Annotated in this window: 9 protein-coding genes; 6 read left to right on the top strand and 3 right to left on the bottom strand. The window is 41.3% G+C overall.

Annotated features, from left to right (window positions below; genetic code table 11):
• The first annotated feature begins 411 nt into the window (after positions 1-411).
• Positions 412-1002, top strand: a complete 591-nt coding sequence (locus tag WN50_RS24305) for a TIGR04376 family protein (protein WP_046277882.1) — start codon at positions 412-414, stop codon at positions 1000-1002.
• Positions 1003-1168: 166 nt separating this feature from the next.
• Here the strand turns inward: WN50_RS24305 and WN50_RS24300 are convergent, their stop codons facing one another.
• Positions 1169-3181 (bottom strand): ATP-binding protein, encoded by a 2013-nt coding sequence (locus WN50_RS24300; protein WP_046277883.1) that lies wholly within the window; start codon positions 3179-3181, stop codon positions 1169-1171.
• A gap of 287 nt (positions 3182-3468) precedes the next feature.
• On the opposite strand from WN50_RS24300, the gene WN50_RS24295 reads away from it, so the two are divergent.
• The 5 genes from WN50_RS24295 (at position 3469) to WN50_RS24275 (ending at position 13401) form a co-directional block, all read left to right on the top strand.
• On the top strand, positions 3469-5091 hold the full coding sequence (locus WN50_RS24295; protein ID WP_425354839.1) for an alpha-D-glucose phosphate-specific phosphoglucomutase: 1623 nt from the start codon (positions 3469-3471) through the stop codon (positions 5089-5091).
• Positions 5092-5872: 781 nt separating this feature from the next.
• Positions 5873-6073: a hypothetical protein gene (locus WN50_RS24290; RefSeq protein ID WP_152964692.1), complete on the top strand. Its 201-nt coding sequence runs from the start codon at positions 5873-5875 to the stop codon at positions 6071-6073.
• A 368-nt stretch (positions 6074-6441) separates the two neighbouring features.
• Positions 6442-11526, top strand: coding sequence for a WD40 domain-containing protein (locus WN50_RS24285; RefSeq protein WP_046277886.1), 5085 nt, complete (start codon positions 6442-6444; stop codon positions 11524-11526).
• A 78-nt stretch (positions 11527-11604) separates the two neighbouring features.
• A complete protein-coding gene (locus WN50_RS24280; RefSeq protein WP_046277887.1) occupies positions 11605-12249 on the top strand; it encodes a TetR/AcrR family transcriptional regulator in 645 nt (214 codons plus the stop codon).
• A 33-nt stretch (positions 12250-12282) separates the two neighbouring features.
• Positions 12283-13401, top strand: coding sequence for a YheT family hydrolase (locus tag WN50_RS24275; RefSeq protein ID WP_046277888.1), 1119 nt, complete (start codon positions 12283-12285; stop codon positions 13399-13401).
• Here WN50_RS24275 and mgsA read toward each other — a convergent pair.
• A complete protein-coding gene (gene mgsA, locus WN50_RS24270; protein ID WP_046277889.1) occupies positions 13366-14673 on the bottom strand; it encodes a methylglyoxal synthase in 1308 nt (435 codons plus the stop codon). The two genes, WN50_RS24275 and mgsA, sit on opposite strands and share 36 nt — an antisense overlap.
• A 184-nt stretch (positions 14674-14857) precedes the next feature.
• A partial coding sequence (locus WN50_RS24265) for an RNA-guided endonuclease InsQ/TnpB family protein (RefSeq protein WP_049561054.1) occupies positions 14858-15207 on the bottom strand: 350 nt, incomplete at its 5' end.

Here is a 15207-nt window from a genome sequence, read left to right as displayed (position 1 = left end):
CGGTATCACAACTGTAGGTTGGGTTGAGGAACGAAACCCAACATTAGGGCTAAAATAGTAGGTTAGTTGAGGAACGAAATCCAAAAGAGGCAAGGCTTTGTTGGGTTGCAAGTCACGTTTAACCCAACCTACGCTATCGAATACGGTATCACAACTGTAGGTTGGGTTGAGGAACGAAACCCAACATTAGGGCTAAAATAGTAGGTTAGTTGAGGAACGAAATCCAAAATAGGCAAGGCTTTGTTGGGTTGCAAGTCACGTTTAACCCAACCTACGCTATCGAATACGGTATCACAACTGTAGGTTGGGTTGAGGAACGAAACCCAACATTAGGGCTAAAATAGTAGGTTAGTTGAGGAACGAAACCCAACATTAGCGCTATATTTAAAAGTAGAAATTCAAATTAAAGTTATGGGTTTATTTGATGATTTTAGTCGCTTTTTAGAAACAAGATTAGAAGAATTTTTACGGTCTAATCCTCATCTAGAATTGCAAGCTTTAGAAGAACAACTTCGCGAACAACAAGAAGATACATTACGTTTAATTGCCGATCTTCAACGTCAGGAAAAAAGTTTACAAGACCAAATTCTCACCATTGCTCAAGATATTCAACGTTGGCATGAACGCATCGCCAAAGCTGAAGCCGCTAACCGAGAAGATCTCGCCCAACCCGCTAGAGAACGAGAAGCGGTATTATTACGTCAGGGAAACCAACGTTGGGGACAAATGCAAGGCGTTAAACAGCGCATCGAACAGTCGAAAGAACTTTATCAGCAAATTAAACTGCGTCGCCAAGAAGTGAGCGTTAAAGCCGCAGAAGCCGTTAAAGCACGCACCCAAGCCAAAGCCACTCAACAGCAACAACAATGGGAAACAAAAGCATGGGCTCAGACTCCTAATTATAACAGTTTTAGCGCCGCAGCAGACCCGTTAGAACAAGAATTTAGACGTTGGGAAACCGAAGACGAATTAGAACAATTAAGACGTCAAATGAAACAATAAATTCAGTTAGATTATTCAGGAAAAAACCATAGTTTAATGTTATGTAGCAAACCTATCGCATTGCGACTCCTAGCACTGTGAGACTCATTCTTAATGGAGCGCGTCACTTTCGGCTGGACTAAGGTGGAAAGTTGCCACTCAAAATCGTCTTCAAAAAATTTATTATTTAGTCTTCATAATCTTCGTATTTTTTTAACTGTTTCTCCTGGGTAGATTGAGGATCATTAAGATATTCAATTAATTCTTCTAAAACAATTATGTCCATAAGATCTCCAGATGTATCAAAATTAGACATTTTATGAGTTACACCATGATAATGACGATCATTTAGGTAATCATCATGCAGGGTTGTTGTAATTCGATAATTTTTTCTCCATTCTTCCCCAGTTTCCCAAACTACAACTAAATTAATATCTTTTGATTTTTTTGTTCCCGTACCTATATCTTCAACTAAACCATCTAGTGAATATTTATATTCTAAAACTTTTGGTTCTGATGTAAAGGGTAATAAATCATCATCATTATAAGCGTCTAAGGTTTCCTCTTGAATTCCCAAAGGATTTTTTTCTTTATCATAGATATGAAGATCATTGTTATCAAGAATGATTCTATAAAGTCCATCATAATTAAAACGTTCATTAGTTGCCATAATTTGAATTCCACGAATGACTCCTCCTGCAATCATTTGATTAAATAACGCAATTACATCCTGCTCTCGAGAAGGTATCGAGGTAATGGAAATTTTTTTCGTTGGAATAAAAAAGTTTTCATTGATCAAATTTAAAGGATTTTGCTTTTCGTGTTTTTCCATCTCTTTTTTCCAATCACTAATTTGTTTTTCTTGAAGTAGTGACTCTTTAATTTTTCCAGTACCAGTAGGCTTTAAGCATATATGGTACTTAAATAAAATATCTACTAATCGTGAAGCAATTTTTTGCGATATCTCTATCAATTGTTTTTCATAATTTTTTCTACCCAAATCAGGAGTATAATTCTCAAAATGTATTAAAACAAAAGCGTTATTTTGACGACTAATATTTTGTCCCAGTGGAATTGAGACGGTTTCTCCTTGTGGCATATTATTAGCGGCTAATTGAATACCTCCAGATAAAACTTTGTCACCTACTCTATAATTTAATTCTTTATGAAAATTGTTCCAATAATTGACTGACCAAACATATGCACAATAAACATATGGAGTATGTTTATCTAATAACTCTTTTTCTTCTTGATCAAGTTTCAGTTTGAGATCGGCATGAGAATTAGAAGAATCAAAATCCCATGCACCATAGATTACTAACTTATTCCGAAATGATTTAGGTAATTCAGTAGTATCTTTATGTTTCCTTGCTAACTCTTCTCGTTTCTCTTGTACATCTTTATAGCAAATAGATTTTGATTGTGGCGAGGTTTTCTCGATAAAAAGATAAGTAGGACTCTTGATTGATTCTTGAGTTAATCTGTCATTTTTATCAATTACATTCAGAAAAACCTCTAAGTTTTCAGTCGGGTTAATTGCTCCTAGCCCTGTTTTCAGTCGTAAAACTTTCAACCATGCACTAGCTTCTGTCATTCCCTTCCAAGTTAAGGTCTTTTTATCAAATTTTATACAAATAGAAACACCTGTTTCATCAGTCTCTAAAATTTCTTTATTAAAATAATTATCTAATGCTCCTTCTTTATCCTGGATTACTTGGGGTCTGGATAAAGAAACATCATCATCATCTACCCAATCTCTTGCATTTTCCATTTTCCCTACAGCAGTAAAACTAGAAGTTTTGGTACATAGTTGTATATAATTAAATCCATATGCTAGGTAAGTTGCTCCTACGCCTTTATGTCCGCGATGTTTTGGAGATTTGAAAGAAAAGAAAGGTGTAAGAAATAATTTGAATTTTTCTTCATCCAAGCCGATTCCATTATCTGTTACCATCAGTACATTGTCTTTTAAATTAATTGTTATCCAAATTTTTGGAGTATAAAATAACTCATTGTTATCGAGGCGTTTTTCTACAGCATCCATAGCATTTTGAATCGTTTCAGAAAATGGATCATACCAACCAACATAGGATGTTAAAATACCTTTTATCGCATTTTTACGAGCTTTTAGTTGAACTTCTGTATCAGCTTTAGTGTTTGCTTCAAGAGGATCAAATGATGCAAAAGTTTGATAGTGCATATGTTTTAGATAAATTTGATAAAGGACAAAATTAACAAAAATATTATCAAGTGAGTCAGTCAACAGACATCTTAAATGTTACATCATACCAAAGCTTTGTTTAACTTAGTGGGATTTAGACAAAAATCGAGCCTCGAAAGTCTTCAAACTTAAAGGAGATGGGGTGTCGGGAAAAAACAGGCGCCTGTTGCCGATCACTCCCCAGATAGAAAACTTGAAATAAAGGGGATCATTCCCGATACAATGTGGGCAGAAGTTCCTGCTGTAAGATTGGTATGAATATAAGCATGGTCTCAACTCAGCCCTTTTCGGATCAAAAGCCTGGAACCTCTGGGCTACGCAAATCGGTTCCTGATTTTCAAAAACCTCATTATCTAGAAAACTTTATTCAATCTATCTTCGACACCCAAGAAAGCCTTGAGGGTCAAACACTTGTGGTTGGGGGAGATGGTCGCTACTACAACCGTCAAGCCATTCAAATTATCCTCAAAATGGCGGCCGCTAACGGTATTGGGCAGGTATTAGTGGGCTGTGGCGGTATCCTCTCAACTCCGGCTGCATCTTGTATTATTCGTAAACATAACGCCTTGGGGGGGATTATTCTCTCGGCGAGTCACAACCCGGGTGGCCCCAATGGAGATTTTGGCGTTAAATTTAATACCAGCAATGGCGGGCCGGCACCGGAAAAAGTCACCGAGGCAATTTATCAACGGACTAAAGTTATTGACTCCTACAAACTTTTAGAAGCGGCTGATATCAACTTAGAAAGTCCGGGGAGTTTTAAACTCGGAACAATGGCAGTTGAGGTGATTGATTCTGTTGCGCCTTACAGAGAATTAATGGAGTCTTTATTTGATTTTGACAAAATTCGCCAAATGCTAACTTCCGGCAATTTTAGAATGTGTATGGACTCGCTCCATGCTGTTACCGGGCCTTATGCTAAAGCGATTTTTGAAGACTGTTTAGGTGCGCCAAAAGGAACGGTACAAAATGGCGTTCCTTTAGAAGATTTTGGCGGCGGACATCCCGATCCGAACTTAGTTTATGCTCACGATTTAGTTGAAGTTTTGTTTGGTGAAAATGCACCAGATTTCGGAGCGGCTTCTGATGGCGATGGCGATCGCAATATGATTTTAGGTCGTAACTTTTTTGTCACTCCTAGCGATAGTTTGGCAGTCTTAACAGCTAATGCTCATTTAGTCCCCGGTTATCAAAACGGTTTGGCGGGGGTTGCCCGTTCGATGCCAACATCTCAAGCACCAGATAGAGTGGCGGCTAAATTGGGAATTGAATGCTATGAAACGCCCACAGGTTGGAAGTTTTTCGGTAATTTATTAGATGCTGGAAAAGCCACGCTTTGCGGTGAGGAAAGCTTCGGAACAGGTTCAAATCATATCCGCGAAAAAGATGGTTTGTGGGCGGTTTTGTTTTGGTTGAATGTTCTGGCAGTTCGGGGAGAATCCGTTGAGAATATTGTCAAAGAACACTGGAAAACTTACGGGCGAAATTACTATTCTCGCCATGACTACGAAGAAGTCGAAAGCGATAAAGCCAATGAGTTAATTACTCGTTTGCGTTCGAGTTTAGCGACGATGAAAGGCAAAACATTCGGGCGTTATGAAGTGGAATACGCGGACGACTTTAGTTATACCGATCCGGTTGATAATAGTGTTTCTGATAAACAAGGGGTTCGCATTGGGTTTACTGATGGTTCTCGGATTGTTTTTCGACTGTCTGGCACTGGAACAAAAGGGGCAACATTACGACTTTATTTAGAAAGTTATGAACCCGATGCCAGTAAACAGGGTTTAGATCCACAAGTAGCGTTAGGGGATTTCATTTCAATTGCCGATGAAATTGCTCAAATTAAGTCGATAACAGGTCGTACAGAACCCACTGTTATTACCTAAAGTATACAGAGAAACCCGGTTTCTTGGAGAAATCGGGTTTTTGGAACACCCCACACCCTAAATTAAGTAAAGGTGATAAATGTTCCGGATTTTGGTGTCAATACCGTTGTAGATTGATGAAGTAGACCTTCTCTATAGCAACGAACAGTTAAACCATTGGGTTATATAGCAGTCGAAGCCTTTGATTAGGACAGTGTTTTTCTGTCAAATCCTTTTATGATAAAGGTTTCAATTCTGTCTCCTGTCTCGGTGTCTCCTGACTTCTGCTATATTCCCAAAACTGATCCTTTGCTGTTCTCGACTTAACCCGAATTTTGTGCCGTCTCAAGCCCTATTTTCCGACTAGATGATTGGAACAATAATCCTGTTCTATCTGTCAGTATATTTTCGTGAAAAGTTGTCTTGAGGCTTTCATCCCTACGGATGATTTTTTTTCCCTCTCGTTCCCTCAAGCTGAAGAAGAACCTACTCTTTAAATTGATGATCTGTTAACAGCTTGATCAGAGTGGGTTTCCCGTTTCTTGGCTTGTCACTCGTCACTTCTTAAACAGGTGAGAAGGGATTGACTTGCAAACATCACAACTCAATCCGTCAATCGCTAAAACGCTGACAAACAACGGATACAGGGGGATAATCTCCCTAAAATTCCGGCTAAAGTTGGGAGATTGAGAAGAATAAAGTAGAGAAGAACGCAGAACAATCAAACCCTGATGAACCCTAAATTCAAATAACAAACGAGGTGAGCAAAATGGTTCCGATGACACCCAAAAGGTTAGATCTAATGATAGCACTTCCAATGCTACTGATGCTCAGTGGAAATTCTAGCTTGGCAGATAGCGGGAAAATCAAACCGCCGATCTCCCAACCGGATGGCGTTTTGCAAATGGAGATCCAAGATTCTACTTCTTTTGAGGATGAGAAGTTACTCTCCCCTGAGATTCTTTATGATCGTACACCCTGTAAACTCTACGGGAAATGCTAAAAACAGCAAAAACTCATCGTGTGAGGAGTTTATTGTTCGATCGATTGGCTTTCATTGGGTAGGCTTTCATTGGATCTGATTCGACTGAAAGCATTTTCCCGAGATTGAAGAATTGACCACAGACTGCTATGATTTTGTCCGATCTGACTACTTTCATCCCCTATACTTTAACATATGTGATATATGGTATGGGTAATAGCGGAGTAGACGATGCGATCGCCTAAAAAGTTCCCGATGCAAACAAGTAAAGATATTTTATGGCTTTTCCGAGTCTCTATAAAGCAGTGCTATCCTAAAGTATATTTTTATATTCATCAATCTGAGATCAAGCTAATCTAGGCGTATCGGAGAAAAAATTGACCAGCCCAATGAATGTATATCCCCAAGATGATACAGTAACCCACAATCAAAGCCAGCTTGATACTCTCTCTCGAACCTTACAACTGTCAGAGGGAGAATTCTCATTGGTGTTGGTTCGCTGTAACTATATTAGTCTGCGGAAAACAATTGTTAAGCAACTCCACAAAAAATCAGCTTTACCCATTCGAGAAATTCATCTGAGTGCTTCTATTGATAACCTCTATCGTACCCTAGAAACAGAACTCTCAGAAGAACATCCTGCTGTTGTCATGGTGTTTGGTTTAGAGAGGGTGGAAACGCTAGATGAAGTCTTAGCGGCGACTAACTTAGCGAGAGAAGCCTTTTTAAACTTTCCCTTTCCGGTATTGCTGTGGATTAATGATCAACTGTGGAAAAAGTTAAATCGACGAGCGCCGGATTTTACTGGCTACGCGACGACTTATGTTTTTCAACAAAGTTCTAGCGAATTAATTCACTTTCTTTCGAGCAAATCTCAGCAACTCTTCACCACCATTTTAGAACTCGGGGGGTGTTCATTTGTTTCCAATAGCAAAATTTTGGGTGAACATTGCGCCTCGGAACTGCAACTAGCTTATCAAGATTTAACAAACCGAAAAATTACTTTAACACCCGCTTTAACGGCTAGTCTAAGGTTCGTTCTGGCTCGACATTACTACGCTCATCAAAACATCTCAGAAGCGCTAGAAAACTATAACCTCAGTTGGAACTTTTGGCAACAAGAGAGTACAAAACTCTCATCTCGTTCATCGAATTTTGAGGCTGAATATCCATTGGTTCATTCTTCCCCTGCCGTAAATCCGCTCATTTGGCAGGGTATTATTTTGTATCATCTAGGGTTATGTTCAGCTTACCAAGCCGAACAACATCTCAGGCACAGTAGTCACAAAGAATGGCTAGAAGCCCGAATGTATTTTGAGCAATGTTTAGACTATTTTGAAGCGGCAAAACGACCCGATTTAGTCGCAAAGTTTATTAATCAACTGGGTGAAATTCTGCGGGAACTGGAAGATTGGGACGCTTTGTTTAAACTCGCTCAAAAATCCAGAAAATTACATCAACAGCAAAACTCTCAACCGCTACAACTCGCTCAAGATTACGGCTTTTTTGCGGAATATTATCGGCATAAATCTGACTGGCAAAATACCAAAGAATTCGCCTCAATAGCCTTAGAAATACTGAATCAAAATCCCCAGGAAATTATTGATGATCCGCTCACCAATAAAAATCAAGGTTTATATTACTGGATACTGGCTCAAGCCTTAGAACAGTTAAGCCAACCTTGGGAGGCCATAGAAAAGTTAGAAATTGCCTACAAAGAAACCGCTCCTAAATACAATCCTAGATTTTATCTGCAAATCTTAGGAATGTTGCGCCGACTCTATTTTGAACTCGGTCAATATCGAGAAGCCTTTGATATTAAAAAAGAACATCGTACAAAATCGAGTGCATTTGGCTATACGGCTTTTATTGGCGCCGGACGACTCGAACCCCGAGAACAAGCGGTTGATCCGATGTTAGGAACGGTGTCAACTGAAGCCACTGTTACCGATGAAATCAAAGCCTCTGGTCGTGAAGAAGCAATTAATCGTTTACTCCAACGCATCGGAAGCACTCAACACAAATTAACGGTGATTTATGGTCAGTCTGGAGTCGGTAAAAGTTCGATTATTCGAGCGGGTTTAGTTCCGGCTTTGCAAGATTTGAGTGTGGAAGCCCGTCAAATTGTTCCGATCTTGCTGAGAACTTACAACTCCTATGCAAAAGAACTTGAAAATAAATTATACGCTGATCGAACTCAAGCCTTTTTAGAAGAAGAGGAAACGATAGAAAACCGTGAAGAAGCAGAAAAATCAACCCGCCAGACAGAACAAACCCATCAAGAAGCGATTGAAAATATTTTACTCAAATTAAAAGAAAACGCGAACAATAATCAAATCACGATCTTAATTTTTGATCACTTTGAAGAATTTTTCTTCGCCCATAGAAGACTCAGCACTCGCCGCCTTTTTTTTGAAGTCTTAAGAGATTGTCTCAATTTACCCTATGTAAAAGTGATGATCTCCGTTCGAGAGGACTACTTACATCATTTATTAGAAGGAACCCGATTAATTGATTTTGAAATTGTTAACAACGATATTTTAAATAAAGACATTCTATTTTATTTGGGCAACTTGACCCCGACAGAAGCTTACAACGTCATCAAAAGTTTAACAGATCGCTCCCATTTTTTCCTAGAAGATGCCCTAATTCAAGCCTTAGTTAATGACCTCTCGCGGGAATTAGGAGAAGTTCGTCCGATAGAATTACAAGTCGTCGGCGCCCAACTTCAAGCCGAAGATATTACTACTTTAGCCGACTATAAACGTCAAGGCCCCCATCAAAAATTAGTCGAGCGCTTTCTCGAAGAAGTCATTCAAGATTGTGGCCCAGAACATCAACAAACCGCGAATTTAATCCTGTTTTTACTCACCGATGAAAACAACACTCGGCCGCTAAAAACCCGTTCAGAATTAACAGAAGAATTCAAAGGAAAACTCGGAAAAGAAGCCGTAGAATATCAACTGGATTTAATTCTGTATATTCTGGCAAAATCTGGCTTAGTCTCCCGAGAAATCATAGATGGGGCAGAATTTTATCAACTGGTTCACGATTATCTGGCTGATTTTATTCGTCAGAAAAATCGCTTAGATCGAGATGCAGAATTTGAGCAACTGCAACAAAAAAATAAAGCACTCAAAGAAGATGTAGATGTCTATTCTCGCCTCGCCAAAGAAACCGAACGTCGTAGCACAGCAGAAGAACGTAGCCGCCAACTTGAACGAATTATGGCGGTTTTAGCCGGATTTGTCTTTGCCGGATTTGGTCTATTTGCAATGGCTCAAAGAAAACAAGAAGCCCGAGCAAGAATTGAAGCCATTCAAGCGGCTCAAGAGTCTTTAATTGTAGGCGATCAAAACGATCAAATTGGCATTTTACGAGCGACTTTGGTGATTGGTGAAAGTATTCAACAAACCCAAGCGTCCAAAGAACAAAAAGACGAGATTGCTAAAGGACTGCGAAAGTTATTTGATAATAGTTTACACGAGCGCAATCGACTCGAACAAGAAGACAGTATTTTAGCCGCAAGCTACAGTCCCGATGGTCAAATCATCGCTACCGCCGGAAACGAAAAAGTGATCAAACTCTGGGGTAAAGATGGCAGATTTATTCAAGATCTGATCGATCCGTCTCTCAATTCACAACCTGTTTCCCATGAGGATAACGTGATTAGCGTGAGTTTTAGTCCCGATGGAAATCAGATCGCCTCAGCCAGTATCGATAGGACAGTCAAACTCTGGAGTCGAGACGGACAACTGTTAAAAACCTTCAAAGGTCATCAGGATGTGGTGACGAGTGTTAGTTTCAGTCCCGATGGTCGGGTTTTGGCTTCCGGGAGTGGTGATAGTACGATCAAGCTTTGGGATGTTGAACAGGAAACCCTGATTAAAACCCTCAACGCCCATCAAGGTGGAGTTTTAGATGTAAAGTTTAGCCCCGACGGTCAAACCCTCGCTTCCGGTGGGAATTCAGATCCAACCGTGAAACTTTGGAAGCCAGACGGCACCTTCCTAAAAACCCTCAGAGGGCATTGTGAGTCCCTCAGACAGACAGAAGACTGCATTGGGGTCTATGAAGTCAGTTTTAGCCCGAATGGTCAGATTTTGGCTTCTGCAAGCGGCGATCGCACCGTTAGACTGTGGAACCTAAAAACCAATACCGTTGAAACCCTCAAAGGACACAACAGTGATGTTTTAGGCGTGAGTTTTAGCCCCGATGGTCAGACCATTGCCAGTAGTAGTCGCGATAGCACGGTGAAACTGTGGAATAAAAATGGCGCGATTTTGCAAACGTTTACCGGACACAAAAATGATGTCTGGACGGTGAGTTTTAGTCCCGATAGTCAGATGATCGCTTCCGCCAGTGCAGACAATACCGTAAAACTCTGGGATCGCAACAGAAATCCCCTCGATCAAATCTTGCAAGGACATTCTCACGCTGTTAATGATATTAGTTGGAGTCAGAATGGAATCATTGCCACCGCTAGCGACGATCAAACCGTTAGACTGTGGAAGACAGACAGTGCGGAACCGTTGAAAAACTCAACCGATGAACCGTTGGTGTTGAACAATCAAAAACAAGTGCGTTGGGTAAGTTTGAGTCCAGACGGAGAAACCCTGGCGACAGTGAGTCAACAACAACCTACCGTTAAACTCTGGAACCTCAAAGGCGAGTTGGTTCAAACCTTAAGCGGACATCAGAAACCCGTGAATGCTGTAGAGTTTAGTCCGACTGGAATGATCGCTTCTGGAAGTGAAGATCGCACCGTGAAGCTTTGGCAACCCGACGGCAGCTTAATTGACACTTTGAAGCTTGATGATCCGGTTGTGAGTATTCGTTTCAATGCGATCGGAAATCAGATGGCGACGGCAACTTCAGATTCTACGGGATCTGCGATCCTATTGTGGAGTTCCCAAAAAGCAGGTTGGGAGTCGCGCAGGATTTTGTCTTACCCCAATCAAACCATTAATGAGATTAGTTATACCCCCAAAGAAGGACTATTAGCGATTGCAGTTGATCGCCAGGTTGTCCTGTGGAGTCCCAGCCGGGGAGCATCTTGTCCTTTGAAACATCAAGCCATTGTACGCGGTGTTGATTTTCATCCTAATGGGACTCTGATTGCGAGTGCGAGTGATGATAAAAAAGTTCGACTATGGCAGCTTGATCGTCAACAGCTTTGGCCTGTAGATGGAAACTGTTCCGCTCAGAGGGAAATTGAGGCTTTTTACACCCTTGATCAAGATGTGTTTCTTAATAGTGTCTATTTCGATCCCGATGGTAAACTTTTGGCGATCGCTCGAGAAGATGGAACAACGATTTTGTGGAATATGCAAGGTTTTCAGTTAGGTTATCAAATTCGTGCGGGTTGTCTGTGGTTAAATGATTATCTCCAGACTGATACTTCAGATGAACAAAACCGTACTCCTCTATGTCAGGGGATAAGAAACAGTGAACAGTCAGTAATGTTACCTTGAGACTGTACAGTTGGGTGCTGTTTTTTAACAGGGAGCCAGGAAGATAATAGACACAACACAACAGGAGTATTGATAACAATGCCTAAAATAATAAATTCCGAATATTTGCGTCCCGGATATGCAGAAAAAGCCGAACAAATCCTTGAAGGTGCCATACCCGAATTTTTGGCACATGGCTATGCTTGCACCAGTATGGATAGAATAGCAAAATCAGCCGGAGTCTCCAAACAAACCCTTTACAGTCATTTTTCCGATAAAGATGGCTTGTTTACCGCCCTTGTCAAGCGCATTGCTTCCGAGAAATTTCGCCTGGTTTGGTCAAAACCCCTCAAAGGTGAACCAGAAAGCGTTCTCCGAGATCTCGCGGAGAGAATTTTACAAAATGCTGATGAGGATGGACAGCTTTGTTTTGCCCGTTTAATTATCGCGGAGTCCGGCAAACGACCCGATTTGGCAGAAGTCTTTGTGCAGGAATTGATTCAACCTTCAACGGTGATTCTAACGCAGTATTTTAGAGATTGTTCAGAACTGGAAATTAACGATCCTGAAGCCACCGCCCGTATTTTTGTCGGGGCTTTAGTTCACTTCGTTCTCATTCAGAAAGTGCTGCACGGACATCGACTGATGCCGATGGACTCCGAACGGTTAATTGATAGCCTTGTGGATACGATCATTAAAGCTGGACGCCAAACCGATCCTGAAAACAACAAATTGTTAATCTAATTAAGGGTAATCACTTATTCTCTGCTCTCGATCATGGATCAACTTGTGTATACTCCTCCCTTTTTGCTGAAAAATGGCTTAACCATGACGGTTTATGCGGCGTTGAGAGCAAAGAAAACTTGGGAACAAACAACCCCTCACCCAGAACCTCCTTATCAAGACCAAATTTTTATCGGTGCGGAAAATGTTCCGATTTTTGGTAAATATGCCATTGCCGAACATTCACGCGGTACAATTGTCGGAACCTACGGCATTACCGGAGATTTAGATAATCAATGGTTTCTCAGACTGTTGGGGCGTAAAGCCTACGCTCAAGGCTACAGCGTTGTATTGTTTGATTGGCGGGCGCATGGCAAAACCGCAGAACTTTCTCCGACGCTAACCTCAGATGGACTGTATGAGGGAGAAGATTTTGTTCGCATCGCCGCCCATGCGAAAGCTTTAGGCTGTCCGCCTCCGTTTTGGTTTACGGGATATTCTCTGGGTGGACAGTTGGCGCTGTGGGGCGTGAAAGCGGCTCAAACGGTTTCAGACTGGGGAAATGACCTGGAGTTCAGCGAGTCCGACTTTGCTGGGGGAGCGGTGATTTGTCCGAGTCTTGATTCTAGCCGTTCTCTGTCCTATTTGGTACAACATCGCTGGGGAAAATATCTAGAAAGAGCGATCGCCTCTGAACTGAAAAAGTTAGCCAGACGCATCTATACAGCGCATCCTGAAGCGATTGATCCTGAAGCGATTAAACGAGCGAATAGTATTTGGGGATTTGATCACGAACTGGTGATCGAACGACTGGGTTTTTCATCGGTTGAAGACTACTATAACGCCAGTAGTGCGCTGGCTTTGTTGCCTCAATTGCAGAAACCCACGTTAATCCTTTATGCTGCGGATGATCCTTTATTTGACCCGACGATTATCCCCGATTTGCAAGCCGCTAGCCGCGAAAATTCAGCGATTGATTTGAGATTAACCCAATATGGCGGTCATGTGGGTTATATTAGCAGTAAATCTTCTCAACTTCAAGCTGAAGATCCGGATCGTTGGTGGGCTTGGAATCGAATGTTGCAGTGGTGCGATCGCTTGTCAAATTCTAGCTATTCAGTTGAATTTGAATCGCCGTTAACCAATATTATTTCCAGGCACAAACACCATTAACCCATCTGGAATACATTCAATTTCCACAGGAGTTGTACCGATAACTTCCCCATCAACAACCACTTTTTGAGGCGGATTTGCAGTCAGCTTGATTCGTTGAGTTCTAAAATGATAAATATCAGGATGATCGGGATTTGTTTTAACTAAAGCCGAACCCAGCATATTAATCATCGTGGCAACCGCTCGTAATTTAGGATTATTAACCAGTTGTTGGGGATTAACATTAACCGTTGCAATCGTAACATCTAAGAGATGATCATCAAAAATAACTTCTCCTTTTCCCTGGGCTAACACCGAAGTCGGGGGTGCAGCATTCGCAATCGTAATCGCGGCTGAATTCATTTGATAAACCTCGTTATTAACTTCAATTTCTGTTAAAAACAATTCTTGCTCATTCAGTTGTTGCCAACCCGCAATTAAATAGGCTAAAGCCCCCCATTGTTCTTTCATTTCTCGAGTCGCTTTGTCAATCGTTTCGGCTTCATAGCCAATTCCGGCGAGTAAAATCATCGGTTTTTGGTTGCAGTAAGCCGCATCAACAACCCGAGTATTTCCATTAATAATCACTTGACAAGCACTTCTAATCGGAGTCAAGGCGACGGGAATTCCTAAAGCGACTGCAAAGGCATTTGCGGTTCCTCTCGGAATCACACCCAAGGGGATTTGTGTGCCAATTAACACTCCCGCTACCGCCGAAATTGTACCATCACCACCACTGGCAATAATCAGATCGGGTTCAGTTGCAATGGCTTTTAGAGTCAGTTCTTCAGCACTTTCTTCTGGGGTAGTTTGATGAACCTGTAAGTGCAGGTGAGGTTCAAGTAATTTGCAAATTAAAGCTAACTCTTGAGTCGAATTTCCACTTCCGGAAACCGGGTTAAATATTAGATGAGCAATTCGTGACTGACGGAGTTTTTCAACAATAGCTTCAGCCGTAGCACTATTAATCGCAAGGGGAACATTATGAACCGCACAAATGCGTTGTAACGCTTGAATATCGGGTTCATGGGGTTGGGAAAAAAGCGGATCTATCAGGAAAATAACGGCTAATATTTTTCCTTCAGCGACTTGTGCTGCAATTTGAAGATCTCCTCCTTGTGGCCCGGAGAGCAGGGGTTCAACCGTCAGGTTTGTTCCTTGTTGAATTCGTTGTCCTGTTGTTGCCGTGGCTATCAAGTGATAACGAGAAAAAATGCCTTGATATCGTAAAATGAATTCAACCAGTTCTTCTTTTTTGCGATCGTGAGCAATCAGAGCAAGGGTAGCAGCCATAAAAAAATTAGCCTTTTGGGGAAGTTGACATTAACAAATAAAGTGAATCAATTAACCGAATACCCTCCAGCTAGCGTCTCGCTTGCACTTTTGATTTAATAATATAAACGCTATATCCTCATATTTTGACTTGACATCCTCCCTCTCTAAATCAGAGATTATAGAGAGGGATTCCCAAACATCGCTATTTGGGTTTACTGCTTTTGCGGCACTTATCTAGGCTGTTACCAACCCCCGACAGTACGCCTACACAGTCAATTTCTTCTACGATCTGCCCAACCGCAGTGACACCTCGGTTACAAATCACTTTTGCTGCTGCAACATCACGGTTGATTTCGTACTGGCATTCGGGGCATTTATGTGTACGTTCAGACAAGCTTTTTTTGCCTGTATGCACTCCACAATTTGGACAGATTTGACTGGTGTATCTGTAGTCAACCTTGCCAAAATAAACCCCCCTTTTCCAGCATACCCAAGCGAGTATATTGAAGAACTGACCGAACCCTGCGTCTAAAGTATGTTTACCTAACATTC

This window comes from Limnoraphis robusta CS-951 (genome assembly GCF_000972705.2).
Note: the sequence above shows the minus strand (reverse complement) of the source record. Positions and strands in the feature narration are given on the sequence as shown.